The 24,955-nt window shown below is 62.9% G+C and carries 22 protein-coding genes and 1 riboswitch; of the genes, 15 read left to right on the top strand and 7 right to left on the bottom strand.

Annotated features, from left to right (window positions below; all coding sequences use genetic code 11):
- The first annotated feature begins 9 nt into the window (after nucleotides 1-9).
- The 10 genes from tssC (at nucleotide 10) to HU738_RS11295 (ending at nucleotide 9,291) form a co-directional block, all read left to right on the top strand.
- The gene (gene tssC, locus HU738_RS11340) at nucleotides 10-1,500 is read left to right on the top strand and encodes a type VI secretion system contractile sheath large subunit (protein ID WP_186602341.1); all 1,491 of its coding nucleotides are present in this window, start codon (nucleotides 10-12) and stop codon (nucleotides 1,498-1,500) included.
- On the top strand, nucleotides 1,497-1,907 hold the full coding sequence (tssE, locus tag HU738_RS11335; RefSeq protein WP_186602339.1) for a type VI secretion system baseplate subunit TssE: 411 nt from the start codon (nucleotides 1,497-1,499) through the stop codon (nucleotides 1,905-1,907). The genes tssC and tssE overlap by 4 nt, the downstream gene beginning before the upstream one ends.
- A 2-nt stretch (nucleotides 1,908-1,909) precedes the next feature.
- On the top strand, nucleotides 1,910-3,676 hold the full coding sequence (gene tssF / locus HU738_RS11330) for a type VI secretion system baseplate subunit TssF (RefSeq protein WP_186602337.1): 1,767 nt from the start codon (nucleotides 1,910-1,912) through the stop codon (nucleotides 3,674-3,676).
- On the top strand, nucleotides 3,640-4,656 hold the full coding sequence (tssG, locus tag HU738_RS11325; RefSeq protein ID WP_186602336.1) for a type VI secretion system baseplate subunit TssG: 1,017 nt from the start codon (nucleotides 3,640-3,642) through the stop codon (nucleotides 4,654-4,656). The genes tssF and tssG overlap by 37 nt, the downstream gene beginning before the upstream one ends.
- Nucleotides 4,653-5,237, top strand: coding sequence for an FHA domain-containing protein (locus HU738_RS11320; protein ID WP_186602335.1), 585 nt, complete (start codon nucleotides 4,653-4,655; stop codon nucleotides 5,235-5,237). Before tssG ends, HU738_RS11320 begins: the two co-directional genes overlap by 4 nt.
- Nucleotides 5,222-5,974: a type VI secretion system lipoprotein TssJ gene (gene tssJ, locus HU738_RS11315; protein ID WP_186602334.1), complete on the top strand. Its 753-nt coding sequence runs from the start codon at nucleotides 5,222-5,224 to the stop codon at nucleotides 5,972-5,974. Before HU738_RS11320 ends, tssJ begins: the two co-directional genes overlap by 16 nt.
- Nucleotides 5,975-6,020: 46 nt before the next feature.
- Nucleotides 6,021-7,358, top strand: a complete 1,338-nt coding sequence (gene tssK, locus HU738_RS11310; RefSeq protein ID WP_186602333.1) for a type VI secretion system baseplate subunit TssK — start codon at nucleotides 6,021-6,023, stop codon at nucleotides 7,356-7,358.
- 31 nt (nucleotides 7,359-7,389) lie between these two features.
- Nucleotides 7,390-8,181 (top strand): type IVB secretion system protein IcmH/DotU, encoded by a 792-nt coding sequence (gene icmH, locus HU738_RS11305; protein WP_225923439.1) that lies wholly within the window; start codon nucleotides 7,390-7,392, stop codon nucleotides 8,179-8,181.
- A 113-nt stretch (nucleotides 8,182-8,294) separates the two neighbouring features.
- Nucleotides 8,295-8,819 (top strand): Hcp family type VI secretion system effector, encoded by a 525-nt coding sequence (locus HU738_RS11300; RefSeq protein WP_176506289.1) that lies wholly within the window; start codon nucleotides 8,295-8,297, stop codon nucleotides 8,817-8,819.
- Between the two features lie 277 nt (nucleotides 8,820-9,096).
- Entirely contained in the window at nucleotides 9,097-9,291 is a 195-nt protein-coding gene (locus tag HU738_RS11295) for a hypothetical protein (protein WP_186602332.1), read from the top strand.
- 15 nt (nucleotides 9,292-9,306) lie between these two features.
- On the opposite strand, the gene tenA is transcribed toward HU738_RS11295, so the two are convergent.
- Both tenA and HU738_RS11285 read right to left on the bottom strand, forming a co-directional pair.
- A complete protein-coding gene (gene tenA / locus HU738_RS11290; RefSeq protein ID WP_186602330.1) occupies nucleotides 9,307-9,972 on the bottom strand; it encodes a thiaminase II in 666 nt (221 codons plus the stop codon).
- Nucleotides 9,969-10,616 (bottom strand): TenA family protein, encoded by a 648-nt coding sequence (locus HU738_RS11285; protein ID WP_186602328.1) that lies wholly within the window; start codon nucleotides 10,614-10,616, stop codon nucleotides 9,969-9,971. The genes tenA and HU738_RS11285 overlap by 4 nt, the downstream gene beginning before the upstream one ends.
- Before the next feature lie 30 nt (nucleotides 10,617-10,646).
- Nucleotides 10,647-10,761, bottom strand: a riboswitch (TPP riboswitch).
- Nucleotides 10,762-11,013: 252 nt separating this feature from the next.
- Here HU738_RS11285 and HU738_RS11280 point away from each other — a divergent pair.
- From HU738_RS11280 to HU738_RS11270, 3 genes are all read left to right on the top strand, one after another.
- A complete protein-coding gene (locus HU738_RS11280) occupies nucleotides 11,014-14,406 on the top strand; it encodes an Ig-like domain-containing protein (protein ID WP_186602325.1) in 3,393 nt (1,130 codons plus the stop codon).
- Between the two features lie 63 nt (nucleotides 14,407-14,469).
- A complete protein-coding gene (locus HU738_RS11275) occupies nucleotides 14,470-15,465 on the top strand; it encodes an SCO family protein (protein WP_186602324.1) in 996 nt (331 codons plus the stop codon).
- An 80-nt stretch (nucleotides 15,466-15,545) separates the two neighbouring features.
- Nucleotides 15,546-17,873 carry a putative bifunctional diguanylate cyclase/phosphodiesterase gene (locus HU738_RS11270; RefSeq protein WP_186602323.1) on the top strand — a complete coding sequence of 776 codons (2,328 nt, stop codon included), beginning with the start codon at nucleotides 15,546-15,548 and terminating at the stop codon, nucleotides 17,871-17,873.
- Nucleotides 17,874-17,910: 37 nt separating this feature from the next.
- Here the strand turns inward: HU738_RS11270 and HU738_RS11265 are convergent, their stop codons facing one another.
- Complete coding sequence (locus tag HU738_RS11265; protein ID WP_186602322.1) at nucleotides 17,911-19,053, bottom strand: glycerate kinase; 1,143 nt, start codon at nucleotides 19,051-19,053, stop codon at nucleotides 17,911-17,913.
- A 111-nt stretch (nucleotides 19,054-19,164) separates the two neighbouring features.
- A complete protein-coding gene (locus HU738_RS11260; protein WP_186602321.1) occupies nucleotides 19,165-20,262 on the bottom strand; it encodes a sugar diacid recognition domain-containing protein in 1,098 nt (365 codons plus the stop codon).
- A gap of 163 nt (nucleotides 20,263-20,425) precedes the next feature.
- Between HU738_RS11260 and HU738_RS11255 the strand changes: the two genes are divergently transcribed.
- Nucleotides 20,426-21,754 (top strand): MFS transporter, encoded by a 1,329-nt coding sequence (locus HU738_RS11255; protein WP_176506297.1) that lies wholly within the window; start codon nucleotides 20,426-20,428, stop codon nucleotides 21,752-21,754.
- A gap of 185 nt (nucleotides 21,755-21,939) precedes the next feature.
- Complete coding sequence (locus HU738_RS11250; protein WP_186602320.1) at nucleotides 21,940-23,460, top strand: FAD-dependent oxidoreductase; 1,521 nt, start codon at nucleotides 21,940-21,942, stop codon at nucleotides 23,458-23,460.
- A gap of 154 nt (nucleotides 23,461-23,614) precedes the next feature.
- Here HU738_RS11250 and HU738_RS11245 read toward each other — a convergent pair whose 3' ends face one another.
- From HU738_RS11245 to HU738_RS11235, 3 genes are all read right to left on the bottom strand, one after another.
- Nucleotides 23,615-23,821 carry a hypothetical protein gene (locus tag HU738_RS11245; protein WP_186602318.1) on the bottom strand — a complete coding sequence of 69 codons (207 nt, stop codon included), beginning with the start codon at nucleotides 23,819-23,821 and terminating at the stop codon, nucleotides 23,615-23,617.
- A gap of 73 nt (nucleotides 23,822-23,894) precedes the next feature.
- Nucleotides 23,895-24,107 (bottom strand): cold-shock protein, encoded by a 213-nt coding sequence (locus tag HU738_RS11240; RefSeq protein ID WP_186602316.1) that lies wholly within the window; start codon nucleotides 24,105-24,107, stop codon nucleotides 23,895-23,897.
- 172 nt (nucleotides 24,108-24,279) lie between these two features.
- The gene (locus HU738_RS11235; protein ID WP_186602315.1) at nucleotides 24,280-24,954 is read right to left on the bottom strand and encodes a TraX family protein; all 675 of its coding nucleotides are present in this window, start codon (nucleotides 24,952-24,954) and stop codon (nucleotides 24,280-24,282) included.
- Between the last annotated feature and the right edge of the window lies 1 nt (nucleotide 24,955).

Genomic DNA, 24,955 nt, shown 5'->3' with positions numbered 1-24,955 from the left:
AGCGTCAGCATGCCGACACAGAACAGCACGGCCGTCACAGCAGAAGTTTCATCCGAAGCGTTGGGCGAGGCTACCTTGCTCGACCAGATCATGGCGCAAACACTGCTGATGCCGACCCAGGAAGGCTATCAGGTCGCCCGGCAAGGCGTAGCCGCATTCATCACGCAGATTCTGCGCAGCGATGAGCCGGAGCAATCGATCAACAAGCATCGCGTCGACCAGATGATTGCCGAAGTCGATCGTGTGCTTGGCAAGCAGATGGACGCCATTCTCCACCAACCAGAGTTCCAGCAACTGGAGTCTGCCTGGCGTAGCCTCAAACTGCTGGTCGACCGCACGGACTTTCGCGAGAACATAAAGCTTGAGTTCCTGCACACCAGCAAAGAAGAATTGCTCGACGACTTCGAAAACGCTGCCGACATCACGTGCAGCGGTATCTACAAACATGTTTACACCGCCGGTTATGGCCAGTTCGGCGGGGAGCCGATTGCCGCCATGTTGGGGAACTACAGTTTCGGCCCGTCATCACCGGATATCAAACTGCTAAGTTACATGGCATCGGTCGGCGCCATGGCTCACGCGCCGTTCCTGGCAGCGCCAGCACCGGAATTCTTCAACCTCAATAGTTTCGAAGACCTGCCTGACCTCAAGGAGATCAAGGACATCTTTGCCGGTCCCCGACATGCCAAGTGGCGGGCGTTCCGCGACAGTGAGGATGCTCGCCACACCGCATTGGTCGCGCCGCGCTTCATGCTGCGCCCGCCCTACCATCCCGAGGAACTGCCAACCGAAAGCTTCAGCTACCACGAGAACATGGACGCTCGCCACGGCAACTACCTGTGGGGCAATGCCGCGTTCCTGCTGGCCAGCTGTATCAACGACAGCTTTGCCCGCTACCGTTGGTGCCCGAACATCATAGGCCCGCAGTCGGGTGGCGCAGTGGAAGATCTGCCGGTGCACCTGTACGAGTCGCTGGGTCAGTTGCAGGCCAAGATCCCGACCGAGGTGCTGATCTCCGACCGCAAAGAGTATGAACTGGCCGAGGAAGGTTTCATCGCCCTGACCATGCGCAAGGACAGCGATAACGCGGCGTTCTTTTCGGCCAACTCGGTGCAGAAACCCAAGACCTTTCCCAGGACCCCCGAAGGCCTGCAGGCCCAGACCAACTACAAGCTCGGCACCCAGCTGCCCTACCTGTTCGTCGTCAACCGCCTGGCGCATTACATCAAGGTTTTGCAACGAGAACAGATCGGCAGTTGGAAGGAGCGTCGCGACCTGGAGTCGGAGCTCAACAAGTGGATCAAGCAATACGTCGCCGACCAGGAAAACCCTTCGGCCGATGTACGCAGTCGTCGCCCGTTGCGCGCCGCCTCGATCGCAGTCTCGGATGTCGCCGGAGATCCGGGCTGGTACCAGGTCACCATCGCCGTGCGTCCGCACTTCAAATACATGGGCGCCAACTTCGAGATCTCGCTGGTCGGGCGGCTCGATACGCAATGAGCGGCCTGTTCGACCGCCTGACTGCCAGGCAGCCGACCCGTCGCGCGCTTTCTCGGCGAGAACAGGCCGGGCACAAGTTCGAGGTGATCAAACGCCACCTCGAGACATTGCTCAATGCCCGCCAAGGTTGCTCCCGGAGCAGCCCTGAATTGGGTCTGCGCGATTTCAACGGATACGACTTGAGCACTGGAGATCGGGTGCGGCAAGTCAGCGATGACATCCGCCAGACCCTCCAGCGCTTCGAGCCGCGCATCCGGATCTGTGAATTGAAAGCCATGCCCGATGCCCACGCCCCACTCGAACTGCACTTGCGGCTCGATTGCCTGGTACAGGTGAACGATCACCCAGAGCTGTTGCAGGTCGAGCTGCTGGTCAACGGCCTTAGCCGATACACCCGAGTAAGTTAACCATGTCATTAAAGGATCGATTCAATGAAGAGCTTCGCTACCTGCGCGAGTTGGGCGCGGATTTCGCCATGGACAACCCGCGACTGGCGCGATTTCTGGGCAAGGACAGCGGCGACCCGGACGTGGAGCGGCTGCTCGAGGGCTTCGCGTTCCTGACCGCCAAGCTGCGATTGAAGCTTGAGGATGACCTGCCGGAACTGACCCACCCCATGCTGCAACTGCTCTGGCCCAATTACCTGCGCCCCCTGCCGAGCGCAACGATCATCCAGTTCACACCGGAAAAACAGGCGCTCAGCCAGTCACGCAGCATTCCCAGGGGTACACGGTTGTTCTCCATACCCGTGGATGGTATCGCCTGCGAATACCGAACCTGTACCGAGGTGAAGCTGCATCCTTTTGCCATCCACAACGTCCAGGCGACCCACACGCCGGAACAATCCGTGGTGCGCATCGAACTCGAGACACTGGTCCAGCGCCCGCTGATTACCTTGGGCTGCGAAAGCCTGGACGTTCACCTCAGTGGCGATGACCGCTGCGCGCAGACCCTGTACCTGTGGCTCGCGCAGTACCTGAAGCACATCAGCGTGACCATCAACGGCGAAGTCCGCCGGCTACCGGCCAGCAGCCTGGCCTTTCCAGGCTTTCGACCCGAAGAAGCGTTGCTGCCCTACCCGCAGAATGTCTTCGACGGCTACCGGATCCTGCAGGAGTATTTCGTATTTCCTCAGCGCTTTCACTTCTTCACCCTGACCGGCCTGGGCGAGTGCTGGCCGACCGATGGCAACGGCCAGGTAAGTATCGACTTACATTTCAGTCGCCCACTGCCTGGCGCGATGGCCGTTGGCCTCGACGACTTCTGCCTGTTCTGCACGCCGGCGGTCAACTTGTTGCACTGCGGTGCCGAACCGATCGACCTGTCAGGTGAGCATCCGCACGCATTGTTGAAGCCAGACCGCAGCGCAGCGCACGGTTACGAAATCTTCAGTGTCGACCAGGTGATCAGTACGCGTACCATGGCCGATGGCGAGCCGGGCGAGCCGCTGCGGGCCTTCCTGCCTTTCGAGTCGTTCGCTCATGAAATCGAGCACGCACAGGGCCGAACCACGCTGTATTACCGCTGCCAGCTCGAGGCGTCATTGCTTGACGATGGCGTGATCCACCGAATCGCTTTCGTACGCGCTGATACCAGCGTCTACCGCGGCACCCTGGAAACAGCCTCCATCGACCTGACCTGCACCAACCGCGACCTGCCTTTGGCACTGAATGCCGGCGATATCTGTGTCATCAATGAATTCACTCCGCCGCTGACCACCTACCGCAACCTCCAGCGCCCGACCCGGCCGTGCCGCCCTGTCCTCGACGGCCAGTTGCAATGGGCGCTGATTTCCAACCTGTCGCTCAACTACCTGTCGCTGCTGTCGGCTGACCCGTTAAAGGCGGTCATCCGCGCCTATGACTTCGCCGCCCTGCATGACATCCAGCAGGCGCGCACTACGCGCAAGCGCCTGGAGGCTATCCGTGAGGTGCAGACCGCGCCCCTGGACTGGCTGATCAGCGGGCAGCCCGTTCGCGGCCTGCACACCCGACTGCAACTCGACCAGCAGGGTTTTCTCTGCGAGGGCGACCTGTACCTCTTCAGTTGTGTGCTCGCGCATTTCTTTGCCCTGTACGCCAGCATCAATTCCTTCCATCAGCTGGAAGTGACCAACACCACCAACAATGAGCACTACACATGGCCACCGCTGACCGGCAAACAGCCCCTGATCTAGCCGACTCGCTGCTCGCGCAAGCGCATCGCTACGATTTCTTCCAGTTGCTGGAGCATCTGCATGGCCTGCATGGTGACGACCTGGACGCCCGTTGGCCCGACGCTGCCACGCGCCTGCGGGTTCGCTTGGGTAGCGATCCACGGCTGCGCTTTCCCGCCAGCGACGTGCTGAAGGCCGAGCGGATGCCCGGCCATGATAGCCGTTACCGAATCTGCACCACCTTCATGGGCCTGCACGGCAGCGACTCGCCGCTGCCCACCTACTACCTGGAGCAGATCGCCCATGAACATGCCCAAAGTATTGGTGTACGCCCGGCATTCCTCGACTTCTTCAACCATTGCCTGCTTGGCCTGCTGCACCGTGCCTGGCGCAAGTACCGTTACTACATCCGCTTTCAACCTGGCGCCAACGACCCGTTTTCCCAATACGTGTTCGCACTGATCGGCCTCAATGATCGCCAGTTGCGAGGCGACACCGCGCTGCCCTGGAGCCGCCTGCTCAGTTTTGCCGGTGTGATCGCCAGCCGCAGCCGTTCACCAGGCACCGTGGCCGGCATCATCGGCCACTGCTTCGACCTCACACAAGTTCACATTCGCGAGTTCGAGGCGCGCTCGGTACCGACTGCCACCGGCCAGTTGGTGTGCCTCGGCCGGGCCAACGGCGAGCTGGGGAACAGCTTCATGATCGGCAGCCGAACACGCACCCGCAGCAGCAAGTTCACGATCGTGATCGGCGAACTTGACCAGGCACAGCTGCGCGACCTACTGCCCAGTGGCGTCAACTTCGGCCGTTTGCGTGCCTTGATCGACGTGCTGTTGAGAGACGGGCTGGCGTACGACCTTGAACTGCGCCTCAAGCGCAATGTGCTGACGTCGTTCTGCCTGCATCCTGGCCAGGGTGCCTGGCTGGGCTGGACCAGTTTCATCGATGACCGCCACGGGGTGATCAGCCCGGTGGTGCGTTTCAGGGGGCGAGCATGAGCGCTTTGACCCTGCACGTCAGCAACCTCGCACAACTACCGCTCAGTGTGAACCGTCAGCATCGGTTCGGCCGCGGCGGCGGCACCCTCGGCAGCCGGGGAGCAGACTGGCTCTTGATCGACCGGGACCTGAGCGTACAGCCCATCCACTGTGAAATCCGCTGGATGGAAGGCGGCTTCTGCGCCATCGACCATAGCGGCCGGACGTATCTGAATGGCAGCACACACGCGCTCGGGAACGGCCAGCCCATGCGCCTCAAGGATGGAGACATCCTGCAGGTCGGCACCTACCGGCTACGGGTCGACCTGCAACCGGAGCAGCTAAACCGGCTTTCGCTGGGGGAAGTCTTCCGTCCTTCGCAGACCGTGCACGAGGCCCTGGAAGCCAGCGCCTCGATCAGCCCAAGTGTCAACGCCATCGACACGTTCCCACCCCTCACCATCGAGGTGTGCTCGGCATTCGACCCGCTCCCCGGGCACGACCCCTTGGTTGCTCTCGATGCGAAATTGTCAGCTTGCCCTTCGGACCAGAACCCTCTGCAAGATCTCATTACAGGACCGCGACCATGCTCCCACGCCTGATGACCTGCGCTTTGCTGCTTGTGCTTGCGGCCACCGCTGGCTGCACAGCCCTGGGCAAGATGGTCCAGGTGCTGAAAGACCCGTCCATCCCCGTGGGTGCGCCAGAAGATGTGCCGACCGAACTGGCCATGAGCATCCATGTCAGCCCTACGTTGAATGGCGTCACCGATGACAGCGAACCCGCTGAGGGAGCACCGGGCGCAGTCGAACAGAGCCCTTACACGGTGAACCTCAGCGCAGACGACCCGCATGAGCTCACCGAGAAAGTCGCCAGCCTGTACGGCTACCTGCAGGCTCAGTACCCCGAAGCAGCGCCGGCTGTCGAGAGTGCGCTCGGGGACTACGAGCCACCCACAACAGCGTTCGATCGGCCCGATGCAGCGCCCGGCCACGGCCCCCAGCTCGCCAGCCCCATCGCCGTGAAGGTCCTGCAACTGCGGGACGACTCGCTGCTGCTCAACAGCGTTTACCAGCAGCTGGAACTTGACCCGGCCCAGGCGCTGCGCAGCACCTACATCCGCCATGACGATTACCTGCTGTCTCCCGGCCAGTTCAAGTTCGTGCCGTTCGAACCCATCCATGCCGACACCCGCTTCATTGCCGTGATCGCCGACTACCGCAGCCTGGAAAGTGCGACCTGGCAACAGGTGCTGCGCATTGTTCCTCGCGGCCGCCGGGTCGTGCTCGCACTGCACGTCCATGATGCGCAGATTGAGCTCAAGGAAGAGGACCGATGATCGATCAGCTGGCCTGCAATCCCCTCATCCCTGACATGGAGTGCCCATGAGTTCACGTAACCCTGTGCTATGGCCCGAAGGCCTGTTCGTCAAACCGCAGCACTTCCAGCAAGCGGCCCGGTCCAGCGAGGCAACCCTGCACCAACGCCTGAGCAGCCTGAATGCCGCGTTCTATGGTTTCAGCGAACTGCAGTTGAACGATGAATACCTGTACCTTGGCAAGGTAGCCATTACTCGGGCCAGGGGCATCATGCCCGACGGTACCGCCTTCGATATCCCCGGTGATCTGCCGCCACCGCCGCCGCTGGAGATCAGCGACGATGGTGCGCAGAACGGCGAGATCTATCTGTGCCTGCCGCTGCGCACCGACGGTGGCCGTGAAGTGAGCTGGCCGGACAGCGTGGCAAACCTGCGTTATGTCGCACACGCCCAGGAAATCAAGGACACCCACACGGCCGATGGCGACCTGACCCAGGTGCACCTCGCCGTGCCGAACCTGCAGTTGCGGCGGCACGGCGAAGATAGCAGTGCCTATACCCGCCTCGCTCTGGCAAAGATCCTCGAGCGTCGCCCCGATGGCAGCCTGCAGCTGGACGAATCGTTCTACCCCACCAGCGTGTCCGTGGGGGCAATACCGGCGCTCAAGCGCTTCCTTGAAGAGATCAGCAACACCTTGCGTGAACGGGCGCGCAACCTTGCAGCGCGTATCGGCTCGTCGGGCCAGTCCGGCATCGCCGATATCCGCGACTTCAACCTGTTGCAGGCCCTTAATCGCTGGTGGCCCTGCTTCGCCCACCTGGCCCGGCAACCGCAGACCCACCCCGAGCAGCTCTATCTCTGCATGAGCCAGGCCTGCGGTGAACTGGCGACCTTCACCGACGAGAATCGCCTGCCGCAGGAGTACCCGGCGTATCACCACAATGCCCTGCGCACTTCCTTCAAACCGCTGGAAGACACGCTGCGCCGCGCCCTGAGCACGGTGCTGCAGCCGCGCGCGGTGTCGTTGCCGCTGGAGACGCTCGACTGGGGCGTGATGACCACGACCCTGGAAGACCGCCGCCTGATCGACGAGGCCGACTTTGTCATCGCGGTGCGCGCCGACCAGCCGGTGGAATCGCTGCGCCAGATCTTCGTGCACACAGTCAAGGTCAGCGCGCTGGAAGCGATGAACGAGATGGTCCTGCATCACTTGCCGGGCATTACGCTGGTGGCCTTGCCCGTGGCACCCCGCGACCTGCCCTTTCATGCCGGCTTCAGCTACTTCGAGCTGGACCGACGCAGCCCGGCCTGGGCTTCCATGAAGGACAGCCACGGGTTCGGTATTCACATCGGCGGGAAGATCCCGGGCCTTGAATTGCAGTTCTGGGCGATCAGGAGTGAATGAAGTGGACACACCGCCAACGAAACGTGAACCGCTGGAAACTGCGCTTCACCATGCGAAATCCCGGGCTGCCGATGCCTATGAGGCTGAGGCCGAGCATGTTTCTGCAGGCTACCCGGCAGACCCGGACTTCCAGCTTCGCGGCACTTTCCAGAACCCCATGATCGATGCCGCGATGCCGCTGTTCGGCCTGGTGATGCGTCTGCGCACCCTGGACAGCCTGCCCAATATCCAGGAAGTGCACCATCAGGTGCGCACTCAGGTCGACAACATCGTCGAGGAAATGCGCCAGCGCGGGTATGAGCCCGCACAACGGCTGGCTTATTCCTATGCCTTGTGCCTGTACCTGGACGAGGCCGTGATGAGCCGCCCCTGGGGCAGCAATTCCTGTTGGAGCCAGGAGTCGCTCCTGAGCATTTTCCATCACGAGACCTGGGGCGGGGAGAAGATCTACACGGTGCTATCGCGCCTGATGCAGGAACCCCAGCGCTACATCGATGTGCTGGAGTTCCTGTACTTGTGTCTGTGCCTTGGTCTCAAGGGCAAATACGGCCTCGCGCCCAATGGCGATGAGGCGGTGAACGCCCTGCTCCAACAAATCAACAGGCTTATCCGGGAAGTACGTGGTCCGGTCCCGGAACAGGTCTGCGATCCCCTGGCCAATGTCGCTCCGAGCGACTTTCGCATGCACCGCCAGTGGCCATGGTGGGGCCCGTTGCTGATCAGCGCCGTGGTCATGGCGGTGGTGTACGGAATTTACAGCTATCGCCTGCACCTGCTGACCACCGAAGTGCTGGAGTCGCTCAACGGCATTCTCCAGCAGTGATCCCTTTCCACGAATTGGCGAGACTCCGGGCTCGTTGACAAGCCCATCGATTTCGATGGCCACGCCACCTGTGGTGCGCGTGTTTTATCCACTTGGATGCAGGAGAGACTGCTATGCCGACCCCAGCTTACATCGTCATTGAAGGCTCCACTCAAGGGCTGATTACTGCCAATGCATTTACAGAAGATTCAGTTGGAAACGTATACGTGGAGGGCCACGAAAACGAAATTCTCATACAAGAAATAAAGCATAGGGTAACCGTACCAACCGACCCTCAGAGCGGGCAGCCTGCGGGGCAGCGCGTTCACAAACCGTTCACTTTCACCTGCTCGCTGAACAAAGCTGTCCCGTTGTTGTATCAAGCGCTGGTCACCGGAGAAGTGCTGACGATGACGACTGTCCGGTGGTACCGCACATCCGCTGCTGGTATGCAGGAGCACTTCTTCACCACCGAGTTGGTTGACGCCATCATCGTCGATATCAACACAGTATTACCGCATGCACAGAATCAGGAGAACGCCAACTACACGCAACTCGTCGAAGTTTCGATGAGTTACCGCAAGATCAGTTGGGAGCATAAGGTTTCTGCGACCTCTGCTTCTGACGACTGGCGCAAGCCCCTGGAAACCGCAGTTTGACCTAAATGGCCGAAACCGGGCAGAGCCACTGTCCGGCTTCAAAAGCTGACGGACTGGGGTTGGCTGCTAAGCGAAGCGCCGCCCGCTGCCATTGCAGCACACTGACCGCGCTGCGCCGTTTGCCAGAGGCATCCGGAGCGACGTTGTTGCACCCCGTTCACGATGTGCAGCAGCCAACCATCCAATCATTGATCCATGTCGCTAGACTTCATCTTTATCCCCTGACAAAGTAAGGAAAATCTCACGGACGAGGCCCACAATCCAGCAAGGCGATTCCATGGCAATCGATTCCGTTCTGCTCCGCGTGCTCCGGGCTTTCACCCCCTTCAACCAACGCCTGTTCCTGCGCCGCCTCACAAAGGAAGAGGTGAACCTCATCAATTACTTCCGCACACTGCCCGAACGCGACCGGATCGCCGTGCGGTACATGTGCACGGCGATTCACAAAACCTCCCCCAAAACCTCTGGTTGAAGGCCCAGCCCAGCCTCAGGCCACGCCATCCAATCCCATCTGCCAGAAGTCAGCTTCCAGCCGCGAAGCCTGGCCAAAGATCTGTGCCAGCTCTACAAACCGCTGTTCGGTCATGCTCCGCGCCGCCAGTTCATCCAGGTGCTTGCGCGCCGCCGCTGCCACGCCTTGGTAAGCCTCCCCGGCATACTCGCCAATCCACTCCCGATACGGGTGATCGCTCAGGTCGCCAATACGCTCCGCCAGCGTGCGACCAATCTCGGCATAGCCAATCACACATGGCGCCAACGCCACATGCAGCTCAAGCAGATCACCCGCCGCGCCGCAGTCGAGCACGTAACGGGTGTAAGCCACGGTCGCCTGGTGCTCAGGTGCAGCCTGGATATCGGCCTGCGAAAGCCCCCAACGCGCGCACAGGCGCAGGTGCAGTTCGGTCTCGTCGAGAATGGCCGCCAAGCCCGCCTGGGCAGCGCGGATATCCGCCGGCAGGCGGCTCTTGTAGGCAGCCAGAGCCCAGGCGCGGGCGAACTGGATGAGGAACAGGTAGTCCTGGATCAAGTAGGTGCGGAAGGCGTCTTCCGACAAGGTGCCCTCGCCCATCTGGCGCACGAAGTCGTGGTCGACATAGCTGTTCCACTGCCCGGCCGTAGCAGCCTTCAAACGCTCGAAAATATCCATGCTCATGCCTCCTCGCGGTAGACGGCGTCGAAGAAGGCAAGCTCCAGCTCAACGGTACGTGTGTAGAAATCACTGGCCAATGCGGCCTCCTGGGGGCCGACCCGGTCCAGTTCGGCCTTGAGGAACGCGACGAAATCGCAGAACGCCGGGTTGTCGTGCAGGGTGATCCATTCGGCGTATACGAAGTTGGCTGGCAACGGCTTGGGTGCCTTGAGGGCCCAGTCCAGGTACAGGCCTTCGGCAACGTTCAGCACGGCCAGTGCGGCGGCGTAGGACCGGGTGGCCGCCGCCTCGCGCATGATGGCCTTGAAACCGGCGGTCGGTGCAGTGTCGGCGGGCTCGGCACGCTGCGCCGGGCTGACACCGAGGGCTTCGAACGCACGCAGGAAATAGGTGTTCTCGTCGCTGCAGATCATCCCGGCGAAGCGGCCGAAGCGCAGGCGGGCCTCATAGGTGTCGGCGGTTGCAATGGCGGCGCCGAGCAAGGTCAGGAAGCTGTCGAGAAAGCGGTGGTCCTGGACCAGGTAGTTGACCATGATCGGGTCAGCCACGCTGCCGGCGCAGAGTTCGGTGACGAAGCGATGGCTGACGGCCGCCGACCAGGTCGGCTGGTTCTGGCGTTGCAGGGTTTCGCTGAAGCGTTCGGTCATGGTGAGGCCTCGCAGTGAGGCCGGCAAAAGGCAGGTCGGCGGTCCCATCCCTTCGCCGGCATTATCCGGATCAGGTTCGAAGGGTCACCGCGCTGCAGCTGCCAGCGGTTTCTCAGCCCGTTGCCGGGCTCCCCTTGGTGGCCGTCATGTATACAGCGCTGAACAAGAATTGTCACCAGTGCGATCACCGCAGTTGGGTGCCGCTACACCCCAATTTCGGGGGTCTACACCCGATCATTGACACCCTGTCATTTAACGCAGCTCAGGCATCACAAAGGTTTGTTTAACAAAGTATTACCCAAGGCTCCGTTGGCACAGCCGTTGCTCAGGCCATAAAAACCCGGCAATACGCCATTGATGGCTCTTAGCCATTTAGCCGCGAGCGAGGCACCAGGCAATGAAAACACCTGCCGTGATCCACCCCACCAGCCACGCCTTCAGATTGTCAGCCGTGACCGCACTGATGCTCAGCCTCGGGCTGATCTCAGCCATGGCCGCCTCGCTGGATGATGTCAGCCAGCCGCCGCCGACAGACCCGTCGCACTATGATGACCAGCCGGCTGACCCCACGCCCGCGCTGCTGAACCTGTTCAACCTGCCGGAAGCCAACCAAGGTTCGCTGGAACTGCAAAACGGGGTTTACGGTGACCGTACCAGCAACCGCGTCGACAACGTGCTGCCGCCTGCCCTGCAGACGTCGCGCAATTACCCAACCAACGGCAAGCCGAGCCCGTTGTTCGGTGCGCAGCCTTTCACCCAGCAATTGCTGCTGTTCGAAGAATTCGGCCCGGAAAAACTCGACCCCAACCTGCCGCCACCAACGCTGACCTTCCCGGTACCCACACTCGGCCCGGAACCTGCGCAAGACCCGAACGTGGTCGCTCGCAGCAGCCCCAACGGCAATGCCCTGGAAGCCTTCCTCAAGCAACCGGGCCTGTACCCGTACCCAACCCAGTACGCCAACACGCTGGACCGCAACCCGTGGAAAGCGCAGATCGAAATGTTCCTCAACCGTAATTCGGTCGGCTCGCCGGCAGAAGGCCGGCCACCAGGAAAAGGCTGGTCGCACCAGCGCTGGAACGAGTTCTACCCCCAGGCTGCGTTCAAGACCGCACAGGCAGGCGCACGCATCAACCAGGGGCTGCGTGACCGCAAGCAACTGCACAACTATGCCGTCGGCGAGTTCGCGCCGGGTGGGCTGTATTACCAGACCTCGGACATCCCCAATACACTCGGCACCACCAAGGGCATCGACCCACGCTTTCACCCGAACTTCCCGCTGCAGAACCACAAGTCGCTGTGGACCTTCGACGGTACCTTCCCGCCGAAACTGCTGATGGTCCGCTATGGCCAGCCGGTGCTGATGCGCCACTACAACGCGCTGCCGATCGACCCGGCAGCCAACGCAGGTTTCGGCTTGCACACCATCTCCACCCACGAGCACAACGGTCACTCGCCGGCCGAGAGCGATGGCTACGCCAACGCCTATTTCTTCCCCGGCCAGTACTACGATTATCGCTGGCCGATCCAGCTGGCCGGTTACGACACCATCAACACCCGTGCCGAAGACCCGCGCGCCGCCTTCCCCTGCTCGCCGGGCGAAACCCTGTTCGTCAACGACGCCAACCCGGGGCTCAAGACCTGCGAGAACGGCAGCATCAAGATTCGGGGCGACTGGCACGAAACCATGAGTACCCACTGGTTCCACGACCACATGCTGGATTTCACGGCGCAGAACGTCTACAAGGGCAACGCCGTGATGATGAACTACTACAGCGCCATCGACCGTGGCAACGAAGCCCTGCAGGACGGCGTCAACCTGCGCTTCCCCAGCGGTTCGGGGATGCCCTGGGGCAATCGCGACTACGACGTCAACCTGGTGATCGCCGACAAGGCCTGGGATCAGAACGGTCAGCTGTGGTTCAACCCGTTCAACACCGATGGCTTCCTCGGTGACCAGGTGCTGGTCAACTGGCAGTACCAGCCCAAGCTCAAGGTCCGCGCCCGCAGCTATCGCTTCCGCATCCTCAACGGCTCGGTGTCGCGCTACTTCAAGTTTGCCGTGGTGCGTGAAGTTGCCGGCAACAGTGGCGAGTTCAAGGGCCCTTCCGGCTCCAACGTGTCCTACGTGCGCGTGCCATTCCACATGATCGCCAATGACGGCAACATCATGGAACACGCCGTGCCGTTCGACGGCACCATGGACCTCAACGGCGACGGCAAGACCGACGACAACAACGGCATCCTGCCGCTGCAAGGCATCGCCGAGCGCTACGACATCATCATCAACTTCGCCAAGAACGGGATCAAGGTCGGCGACAAGCTGTACATCGTCAACATCATGGAGCATGAAACCGGCAAGGGTCCGAAACAGGCCATCCCGCTGGCCGACGTGCTGTCCGAGAAGTACAAGGCCGTGATCAAGCAGACCAGCAACGGCCCGCAGTGGGACAACGGTGACCCGGTGGTGGGCAAGGTCATGCAACTGGTCGTGCAGCCCTACAGCGGCCAGGACCTGAGCATGGATCCGACGGCCTATGAACCGGCCAAGCCGGGCAAGGCCGAAGGCCTGAAGATGATCCCGCTGGTGATCGATCGCAATGCCGTGGCCGACCAGGCCAGGATCAAGGCCGCCCGCCATCGCGAGTTCACCTTCGGTCGCTCCGATGGCACCGACACGACACCCTGGACCATCAAGACCGACGGTGGCTTCGGCTACAGCATGGACCCGCGGCGCATCGCTGCGGCAGCGCAGCTGGCCAGCGAAGCGACCCAGGCCGGTTTCAGCGGCGACGGGACCCTGGAAGTGTGGAAGATCAAGAACGGCGGCAGCGGCTGGAGCCACCCGGTGCATGTGCACTTCGAGGAAGGCGTGATCCTCAGCCGTGACGGCAAGGCGCCGCCGGAATGGGAAAAATGGGCACGCAAGGACGTCTACCGCATCGGCCCGGACGCTGACTCCTCGGCAGAAGTGGAAATGGCCATTCACTTCCGTGAGTTCGCCGGCACCTACATGGAGCACTGCCACAACACCCAGCACGAAGACAACTCGATGCTGTTGCGCTGGGACATCGAGCACCCAGGCCAGTTCCAGGTGATGCCGACCCCGCTGCCGGGTTGGGATGGCGTGCAGTACATGGCATCGGTAGGCCTGCCAACCTTCCGCACCGCCAGCAATACCAGCACCGACACCGCCAACAAGCCACCGGTGGCCAACAACGACAGCGCCGCGACCACAGCCGGCAAGCCGATCGTGATCAATGTGCTGGCCAATGACACCGACCCCGAAGGCAACCTGCCGCTGACCATCAGGGACCTCAACCAGCCGGACTCCGGCAAGGGTACGGTCAGCACCGATGGCACCACCGTGACCTATACCCCGCCGGCCACGGTCGACACGCCGTTCACCGCCAGCTTTGCCTACACGGCGCGTGATGCCAAAGGTGCCGATTCGCTGACCCAGGCCACGGTCAGTGTCGCGGTGAGCCCTGCCGTAGCAGCGGACCAGGTCCAGGTCAGCAGCGCCGTTGTGCAGGTACGCAGCAACAACCGTTACACCTGGGACATCTCCGGCACCACCTCGGTGGCCAGCGGCAACAGCATCAGCGTGACCGCAGCCACCACCAGTGGCCCGCTGAACCTGGGCACGGCGACGCTGACGGCGGCAGGCAGCGGGGCCCGCTGGCGGTTGTCGGTGACCACTACCGGCAGCGGCCCGGCGACACCGGCGACGGTCACCGTGAAGTCGGCACTGGGGCAAAGCGTGACGGCGCCAATCAGCATCAAGTGACTGTTCAACTGAAAGGGGGCCGCCTTGCGGCCCCGGCTGCCTCATCACTGGAGGAATGACATCATGGCCCTGTCATGGCGTGTTCTGCTTGCCCTCACCCTGTTCGCTGCCGGTACTCACTACTGGCCGATCAAGCCAGCTGAATCGGCGCAGTCGCCAGCATCGGACGGGGCTGCCACACCGTGGGGCTCCAGCTACTTTCCCAATACCCCGCTGGTCACCCAGGACGGCAAGACGGTGCGCTTCTTCGACGACCTGATCAAGGACAAGGTGGTGGCGATCAACTTCATCTTCACTGGCTGTTCCGATTCCTGCCCCGTGGAAACCGCGCGCCTGCGCCAGGTGCAGAAGATCCTCGGTGACCGGGTGGGCAAGGACATCTTTCTCTACTCCATCAGCATCGACCCCTACAACGACACCCCCGCCACCCTCAAACGCTATGCCGAGAAATTCGGCATCGGCCCCGGCTGGACGCTGCTGACCGGCGAACCCGAAGCCATCGAACAGCTGCGCCGGCGCCTGGGCCTGTACATCGAAGGCCTTGAGAACGGGCGTTCCAGGGACCACAACCTGAGCCTGATCATCGGCAACCAGGCCACTGGCCGCTGGATGAAGGCCTCACCGTTCGAAAGCCCGTACATCCTCGCCGACCGCCTCGGCAACAGCTTGCACAACTGGAAACAGGCCAGTGCCACGACCAACGACTACGCCAGCGCACCGCAGATCCGCCCGCCCAGCAGTGGCGAACAGATCTTCCGCACCCGCTGCTCTTCGTGCCACACCGTGGGCAATACCGAACCCGGCCAACCCGGCATCGGCCCTGACCTGCTCGGTGTCACCCAGCAACGCGACCCAAGCTGGCTGATACGCTGGCTGAAGGAACCGGACCAGATGCTGGCCGAGAAGGAACCGCTGGCCACCCTGCTCTATGAACAGTACAACCGCCTGGCCATGCCCAACATGCGGCTGGGCGATACCGAGATCACCGCGCTGATCACTTACCTGCAGGAGGAAACAGCGCGCATACAGGCGCCCCTGGCGGATCGGGGAAAACCTTGAAGGCAATTAGCCATCCGTCATGAGCCTGTCATCTGCCTGTCGTATTTTTCGACTATCACCCAGGGTCGGGAAAACCAGCAGTGATTCGTCGCTCTCTCTCATCCGCAAGCCTCCTGCGCTTGCTGATCCTGATGCTCTGTGCCGCCACCCTGACCTTCCTCTGGGGGCTGCACGTCACCCAGAAGGCCGCCTCGCGCCAGGACGCACTGGCAGCCAAGGCGGCCGAGCATCTGAACCTGGCCAGTATCGTTGCCGAGAGCCTGCGCCAGCTGGTCGACCGCGCCCAGGCCGTGGGCCGGGTGACCCAGGACGACATGAAGACGCTGCGCGAAGGCAGCCTCAGCCTGGCCAGGCTGCTGGCAGAAGACCCGGTGTTCAAGCGAATGAGTCTGTACGACCGTCAGGGACGGCTGCTGTCCGCCAGCCACAGCGACGAACCCGTGCAGTTGCCAACGGACTGGCTGCAGCAATTGAAGGTGCATGTCGCCCACTATGGCTTCAAGCCTTTCCTGCCCCGTGTTGCCCCAGCTGCCTCGCCAGTGTCCCTGACCAACTGGCGCCTGCCCTTCCTGTTGCCCTTGACCGACCTGCCGGGCCGGGAGATCGACAACATTCTCGTGGTGCAACTCGACATCGGCTACCTGGCGGTCCTGTTCCAGCACATCGACCTTGGCAAGGGTGGCTCGATGCGCCTTATCCAGGACAACGGCGATGAACGCCTGCGCATCGACAACAGCGGCGTGGTGGTGGCGGGCGACCGCTTCGAGCCGGACATGGCCGATGCCGGCGCGGTCACCGGGCAGTTGACCCAATACGCCTCCGGGGTCCCTTACCAGAGCCTGTACCGGCGGGTGCCCGAGCGTGGTTTCAGTGTGATGGTCAGCCAGCGTCATGACGAAATTCTGGCCCCGTCCGCGCTGGCCTATTCGCGGCAGTTCTGGCTGAACCTGAGCATGACCCTGATGATCCTCGCCAGCCTGGCCTGGACCTTGCGCCTGTTGCGCAAGCGCCAGGAGGCGTTCACCGCCCTGGAGCACGCGCAGCAAGTCAACCAGCAGTTGATCGGCCGCCTGGAAGACGAACACCGGCGTAGCAGCCATGCCGCCGCCACCGACCACCTCAGCGGGCTGCATAACCGCCGCCAGTTCGTCGAAATCGCCGGGCAGGCGCTTACCCGGCAGCGTGGCAAGCGCCGCTTGATGGCCATCCTGTTCATCGATATGGACCGTTTCAAGTCGATCAACGACTCGCTCGGGCACAAGATCGGCGACCTGCTGCTGCAGGCAGTGGCCGGTCGCATCCAGCGCCTGCTCGAACCCGGCGACGAGGCCTCGCGCTTTGGCGGTGACGAGTTCGTCGTGCTGCTGGCGGGCGAACGTAGCGAGGAGCAGATCAACAGCTGGGTACGTACGCTGGTGCAGAAGCTTTCGGCCACCTATGCCCTGGACGGTCAGGAGGTCAACACCAGCCCCAGCGTCGGGGTCAGCATCTGCCCGCGTGATGGCCAGGACATCGACAGCCTGATCCGCAGCGCCGATGCCGCCATGTACTCGGCAAAGCAGGCCGGGCGCGCCCAGTACCGCTTCTTCGACCCCTCGCTCAACCTTGCCGACATCCAGGCGTTCACCCTTGAGCAAGCCTTTGGCACGGCCTTGACCGAGCGCCAGTTCGTGTTGCACTACCAGCCGCAGATCCGCCTGGATAGCCACCTTGTCCTGGGCTATGAGGCCCTGGTGCGGTGGGATCACCCCGATTTCGGGCTGCTTTACCCAGACCGCTTCATCAGCCTGGCCGAACGCAGTGGTTTCATCATCGAACTGGGATGGGAAGTGCTGCGCCTGGCCTGTGACGCGCTGGCCTGCTGGGGCGCACAGGGCCGTGAAGCATGCCTGGCCGTGAATGTCTCGGCCATGCAGTTGCGCCAGGCCGACTTCAGCACCCGCCTGCTGGCCACGCTGCAGCGGCAGGGCATCAACCCACAGCGCCTGGAACTGGAGATCACTGAAACCACCATCCTCGACCCGGAAGGCACTGCGGTCGATCACCTGCATCGCCTGCGTGCCGCTGGCCTGGGCATCAGCCTGGATGACTTCGGCCGCGGCTACGCCGGCTTCGCACACCTGCAGGCGCTACCCCTGAGCAAACTCAAGATCGACCGCTCGCTGATCGCGCCGCTGTCCAACAGCTACGACGACAGCCCGATCGTGTCCTCGACCATCATCCTGGCCAAGCGCCTGGGGCTGGAAGTGGTGGCCGAAGGGGTCGAAACCCGCGAGCAGGTGGTGTGCCTGAAGCTCGCCGGCTGCGATATCGCCCAGGGTTACCACTTCAGCCGGCCGTTGTCGCCGGCGCAGTTGCGTGACTACCCGCCCTTCAACGGTATCGAGGAAAAGCCATGCGTGCTGTGAAAACCCTGGCCTGTGCCTGGCGGTGATTGCGATCGCGCTAACGCCAGCCACCGGCGCAGCGCCAGACACGGGCAATGTCTCCGGCGCGCGCTCGCAACAATTGTGCGGCGTCAGCGCAAGCCTGCTCCAAGGTCATGGGCCCGCTGGCCAGCGCGAACGCGGCGTCGATCCCGTGGGCATAGAGTTGTTCATAGCCTTCGCCCAAGGTCCCTGCCAGCACCACTACCGGCACCCCGTGACGCTTGGCTACCCGCGCTACCCCCATGGGGGTCTTGCCGCGCAAGGTCTGCGCGTCGAAGCGCCCTTCCCCGGTAATTACCAGGTCAGCGTCCTGCACCAGCGCATCCAGCCCTGCCAGCTCTGCAACCACTTCCACCCCGGGGCGGAAGCGCGCGCCCATGAAGGCCTTGGCGGCAAAGCCCATTCCGCCTGCCGCGCCGCAACCCGGGAAATCGCGCACGTCTTTACCCAGCAAGTGCGCACAGTGGTCGGCGAAATGGCCAAGCGCCCGGTCCAGGGCCTGCACTTGCTCCGGGCTGGCGCCCTTCTGCGGGCCGAAGATCGCCGAGGCGCCATTGACGCCACACAGCGGGTTGTCGACATCGGCTGCCACTTCAACCTGCACCTGGGCCAGGCGCGGGTCCAGGCCACTGGCATCGATTCGGGCCAGCCGCGCCAGGGACAGTCCTCCCTCCTCCAGCGCCTGCCCATCGGCATCCAGCAGGCGCAGGCCCAGGGCGCGCAGCATGCCGCTGCCGCCATCGTTGGTGGCACTGCCGCCGATGGCCAGGACGATACGTTGCGCCCCGGCCGCCAGCGCCGCGGCGATCACCTCGCCAGTGCCCCAGGTGCTGCTGCGGCAGGCATCGCGCTGGCCATTGGGCACCAGCTGGATACCGCTGGCCTGGGCCATCTCGATCACTGCGGTGCGGCTGTCTGCCAGCCAGCCCCAGCCGGCTTCGACCTGCTGCCCCAGCGGCCCACGCACGGTCAGGCGGCGCAGTTCGCCATGGCTGGCAGCGACGATCGCCTCCATGGTGCCTTCGCCGCCATCGGCCATCGGGCATTCGACCAGTTCGGCGGCGGGCAATGCCTCGCTCAAGCCCAGGGCTATGGCACGGGCGACACCGGCAGCGTCGAGGCTGTCCTTGAACGAGTCGGGGGCGATGACGATTTTCATGGGATTCTCCTGTCCTGATGACGGGCATGCTGACAGCTGTCTGGCGCGCCGGCCTCGGTCGGATGCACAAAATCCCGGCGGCGTTGTTTGGGCAAATGCCTTTGCCGTCGTTCAGTCGGCCGGCAGCAGTTGCAGCCCCAGGTACAAGCTCAGCATGCCTTCCAGGCGCAACGGGTCCACTTCGCCGAGTTCGGCGATGCGCTCCAGACGGTAACGCAGGCTGTTGCGGTGAATCCCCAGGGCATCGGCACAAGCCTGGCTCTGGCCATCGTGCGCGCACCAGGCGCGCAGCGTGTTCAGCAGCTGGCCGCTGGCATCGCGGGCGCGAAGGCGCTGCAGCGGCTCCAGCAACTCATCCAGCGCGTCTTCGTTGCGGTGGCGCCAGAGCAACGCCGGCAAGCGGTAGCGGTTGAGGCTCAGCACTTGCTCTTGCGGCAGCACCTCGCGGCCATAGGCCAGCAAGTCACGCACGCGTCGATAACCGCGGCGCAGCTGCTCCAGGCTCTGCGCTGCGCCGCCCAGGGCCAGGCGTTCAACCTCCCAGCCGTGGCGCTGCAGGCGTTCGATCAGGCGTGCTTCATCCAGCACCAGGCCCGCCGGCCGGCACCACAGCAATGACTCGCGCGAAGGGCTCACGCACCAGCTTTCCGGGTAACGGCTCATCAACCAGGCCGAGAGCGTTTCGGCGGGCGGGCCGGCGCGCAGCTCGAACAGGCATGGCACCCGTGGCAACTGAGGTTTCAGGCCCAGTTGCTGCGCCTCATCCAGCAGCCGCGGCGAATCGCCACTACCCCCGAGCAGCAACGCCAGCAAGTCGTCGCAACGCTGGCGCCGCCACTGCTGCTCGACCTGCAGGTGGCGTTGCGCCAGGAGCATTTCCGCGGTCATGCGCACCAGCTCGCCGTAGGTGCGCAGTTGCTGCGGCTCACCGGTCAGGCCGAGCACGCCGATCAGGCGCCCGTCGAGCATCAACGGCAGGTTGACCCCCGGCTGCACGCCCTTCAGGCACTTGGCCGCGTCGACGTCCAGCTCGACCACCCGGCCATTGGCCAATACCAGCTGCGCCCCCTCGTGGCGGGTGTTGATGCGTTCCGGCTCGCCACTGCCGAGGATCAGCCCCTGGCTGTCCATGACGTTGACGTTGCACGGCAGAATGGCCATCGCCCGATCGACGATATCCTGCGCCAGGTCATGGTCCAGTTCGAACATTCAGCGATCCTTAAACGTGTCAGCTTTTGTACGGCAGCACAGCGCCATGCACGATACGCTGTGCAAATGCACAAAGACAGGCGCGTCGCACTCCCCGAGACTCGTCAGGGCGAGCGCCGGCACAGGCGACGCGGCGACAACCATAACAACAGAGACCACGATCATGGCACACAGCCCTGCCCCTGACCAAGGCACAGACATCACCCGCAACGCGCTGTACCGGCGCATCACCTTGCGGCTGATCCCGTTCATTTTCATCTGCTACCTGTTCAACTACCTGGACCGCGTCAACGTCGGCTTCGCCAAGCTGCAGATGCTCGACGCACTGAAGTTCAGCGAGACCGTTTACGGCCTGGGTGCCGGCATCTTCTTCATCGGCTACGTGCTCTGCGGCCTGCCGAGCAACCTGGCGCTCAACCGCTTCGGCCCGCGGCGCTGGATTGCCGCGATGATGATCGCCTGGGGCAGCCTGTCGACCTGCCTGCTATTCGTCACCACCCCGACCGAGTTCTACACCCTGCGCCTGCTGACCGGCGCCGCCGAAGCGGGCTTCTTCCCCGGCGTGGTGCTGTACCTCTCGCGCTGGTTCCCGGCCGACCGCCGTGGCCGCATCATGGCCCTGTTCATGTCGGCGATCCCGGTGTCGGGCTTGCTCGGTGGGCCGTTCTCGGGCTGGATCCTCGACCACTTCGCCGCCGGCCAGCATGGCCTGGCCGGCTGGCAGTGGATGTTCCTGATCCAGGGGGTGCCTACCGTGCTCCTCGGCGTGCTGGCCATCAAGCTGCTCAGCGACGGCTATCAGAAAGCCGCCTGGCTGAGCACTGCCGAGCGCCAGTTGATCGCCGCCGACCTTGAGGCCGACGCTGCCAGCAAGCCAGCGACCCGTGGCGACAGCGTGATGGCCGTGCTGACCAACCCGCTGATCTGGACCTTCGGCTTCGTCTACTTCTGTATCCAGAGCGGTGTCTACGCGATCAATTTCTGGCTGCCGTCGATCATCAAGAACATGGGCTTCGACAACCCGCTGCTGATCGGCTGGCTGAGCGCCATTCCGTACCTGCTGGCCGGCGTGTTCATGATTCTCTGCGGGCGCTCGGCCGACCTGCGCAACGAGCGCCGCTGGCATCTTGTGGTACCGATGCTGATGGGCGCCGTCGGCCTGCTGATCGCGGTCAACTTCGCCGGCAACCCGACCCTTGCCATCCTCGGCCTGTCGATCGCCACCATGGGTGCTCTCACCGGCTTGCCGATGTTCTGGCCGATGCCGACAGCACTGCTCAGCGCCAGTGCCGCAGTGGCAGGCCTGGCGATCATCAACTCGGTGGGCCAGATGGCCGGGTTCCTCAGCCCGTACCTGGTCGGCTTCATCAAGGACCAGACCGGCTCGACCGATGCCGCACTGTATTCGCTGGCCGCGTTGATCGTGCTGGGTAGCCTGGTGGCCCTGCGGGTTACCCGGGCCGGTGCATTGAAGACTGCACCGGCCAATTGAGCTTTCTGGTACGTTCGCCGGGAGGTTTGCAGCGTCTGTGAGATCGAGCGCCGCGCGGGCAGCGCTCGATCTCATCGGCACTGCAAATCCCGAGGCGAGCACATGGACGCCGATCGTCAGCTCAACGCATCCCCTTCGCCCCTCAGGCGTCAAATGTCTCCAAAAGGCCCCTTTGGAGAAGCCCGATGACCCAGCACGCCGTGGCCCGCCTCGAACAGCTCGATGCCAAGCGCCCATTGCGCGTCCAGGCAGGCAACGAAGAAATGATCCTCGTCCGCCAGGGCGACCAGGTCCATGCCTACCAGGGCAACTGCCCGCACGCAGGCGCGCCACTGGAAGAAGGCGTGGTCTGTGGCGGCCTGCTGGTCTGCCCTTGGCACAAGGCAGCGTTTGCCGTCGACGAAGGTGCGGTCTGTGAACCTCCGGCCTTGACCGGCCTGCGCCGCTACCGGGCGTGGGTCAAAGACGGTGAAGTCTGGGTCGATGACCAGCCGTTGCCAAAGAACGAGCCACCGCGTCACAGCGATGCCCGCACCTTCGTGGTGATCGGTGCCGGTGCTGCCGGCTCGGCGGCCGTTGCCACACTCCTCGACCACGGCTTTGGCGGGCACCTGATCTGGCTTGACCAGGAGCGCCAACCCGCCTACGACCGCACCGCCTTGAGCAAATTCGTCATTGCCGGCGAGATGGCGCCGGACGAGGTGTCAAGCCTGATCGAACCCGACCAGCTGCGCAGAGGCCATCTGGATCGGCGCTTCGGCAAAGTCCGGGTTCTGGACGCGAAAAAGCGCCAGATCACCCTCGCCGACGGCCAGCACATCGATTACGACGCGGCCCTGTTGGCCACTGGCGGCAAACCGGTGCGTCCGCAGCTGCCAGGTGTCGACCTGCCCGGCATCATGACCTTGCGCTCACGCGAGGATGCCGCACGCCTGCTCGATGCCGCCGAACCGGGGCAGCCGGTGGTGATCGTCGGAGACAGCTTCATTGGCCTGGAAGCCGCCTCGGCACTGCGAAAGTACGGCGCGCAGGTGCATGTGGTCACCCGTCACGAAGTCCCGTTGGCCAAGCAGCTCGGTGAGCGTATCGGCCGCTGTATGCGTGAGCTGCATGAACGCAAGGGCGTGGTCTTTCATGGCCCGACCGAGGTCGAACGCTTCCTCGGCCAGGACAAAGTCCAAGCCGTGCAACTGGCCAATGGCGAAAAACTGGCCACCGCCCTGGTACTGCTTGGCACCGGCGTGAAGCCCGCCACTGCTTTCGTGCAAGGCGTGCCTCTGGGCAAGGACCAGTCGCTGAAGGTCGATGCCGAACTGCATGTCGCCGAGGGGCTATGGGCAGCCGGCGACATCGCTACTTTCCCTCATGACGGTCGGCCGGTGCGCATCGAGCACTGGCGCCTGGCCCAGCAGCTTGGGGTCATCGCCGCTGCCAACATCTTGGGTGAACAGCGCCGCTACAACGATGTGCCGTTTTTCTGGACCTACCAGCACGGGCGCACCTACGAGGTGCTGGGGCATGCCCGGGACTGGGACCGTATCGAGTTCGTCGGGGAGCCGGAGAAAGGCGACTTCATTGCCTTGCAGTGTGTCCGGGAACAGGTCGAGGCAGTGATTGCCAAGGGCTATTCGGATGCCATGGCGACGCTGTCACAACGGATGAAGCGATCCTTGAGCCTGGAGGAGGCACTTCAGCTGATTGGCTGACTCAACGTGCCAGCAACCTCTCAAAGCCCCTCAAGCGCTGGCGCGTCACCCGCAGGACTGGCTGGTCGCGTCCAAGGTTGGTATGGGCCCCGCCGATGCAGGCCTGTTACTGAAGAAGGGAGCTTGAAGGCTCCCCCCTTGCCCAGCAGCCTGATCAATGCACGGGGGGTTCGACTTCAATCTGCACATTGAAAGCGTAAAGTCGGCCTTGTTCATCAATGCCTACTTCGTAGGAAACAGCTTGGCCCTCACGAAACTGTTTGCCGGGCTCATGCAGAAAATACATGCCTTGTTCTGCTGTCCCCGTCCCAGGATCGGCAGATACGGATACCGGGCTTATGTCACGCACTTTACTGGACATGAACAACACCTCCGTGCGGGTGGACCTTGCGCTCGTTCGGGCGCTCGCTGGATTCGTGCAAGGTGCCGGTTTTCTATGAGGGTTGAACGTTGGCTGCCTGCATGCCCTTCTGCCCCTTTTCTTCTACAAAAGTGACCTTCTGGCCTTCTTTCAGGGTTTTGAAACCTTCCAACGCAATGGATTTGAAATGGACGAAAAGGTCAGCGCCACCGTCATCTGGCGTGATGAATCCGTATCCTTTCTCATCATTGAACCATTTCACTGTGCCCGTTTTTGTTTCAGACATGATCTGCACCTTTGACCACTGAAGTTGGGTTTACTGGGCAACCGTTGGGACACAGATGTCCAGCGCCGCTTCATCTTCGAACGCGCAAGCGGGAATGGCTACTGGCATTTTTATCAGTTCTGTTCATGTTTCGTTTTGTGAAAACGTAGATGGATTCGGCAATTTGCAAGGCTTAAACAAGCACTTTGATGAGCAACAAGTGCACAGGGTAGAACCCATAGCCCCAACGTCGCACCGCTGGCACCGGCCAGTGCTCGACCCGGAGCAGCAGGCAGCCGATGGGAATGGCCAATGTCGCTGCGACCATGGTGAGCAAGGTCACCGGGGCCCCGAGGTGCCCGCGCAGCCAGCTGTTGGTCAGGTTGCCCGCCACGGCGAGCAGGCTCGGCAACAGCCAGGTCAGCCCGCCCTGGCGACGTGCCAACAGCCAACCGGCCGGTAGCAACACACCCGGTAGGCCGTACATGAAGCGTTCACTGCAGAGCGCAGCGAGCAGAACCGCAGCAAGCCCGGCCAGCCGAACCCATGGCTGCGGATGCTGTACACCCCATGCGACCAACAAGCCGAGGGTCAGCGTGGGAATGATGCTGAAGGTCTGCGAGTCGGGATCCAGCCAGCGATAGGGCGCTTCGGACAATACGGCGAATGCGAGCATCCAGCCGAGATAGCGCAGGTTGCTGTTGCCACCACGGGCCACGTTGACCGCCATGGCCAGGCAGAACAAGGGAAACGCGAACCGACCGACGATGAACAGGCCCTGCGCTGCTGGCCAGATGAACCGCACATGGTCGGCGACCATGGTCACGATCGCCACCCACTTGACCAGGTCCAGCCCCGCCGAGCGCACC

Origin of the sequence: Pseudomonas vlassakiae, from assembly GCF_014269035.2 — a bacterium.
GTDB classification, from domain to species: Bacteria; Pseudomonadota; Gammaproteobacteria; order Pseudomonadales; family Pseudomonadaceae; genus Aquipseudomonas; species Aquipseudomonas vlassakiae.
Note: the sequence above shows the minus strand (reverse complement) of the source record. Positions and strands in the feature narration are given on the sequence as shown.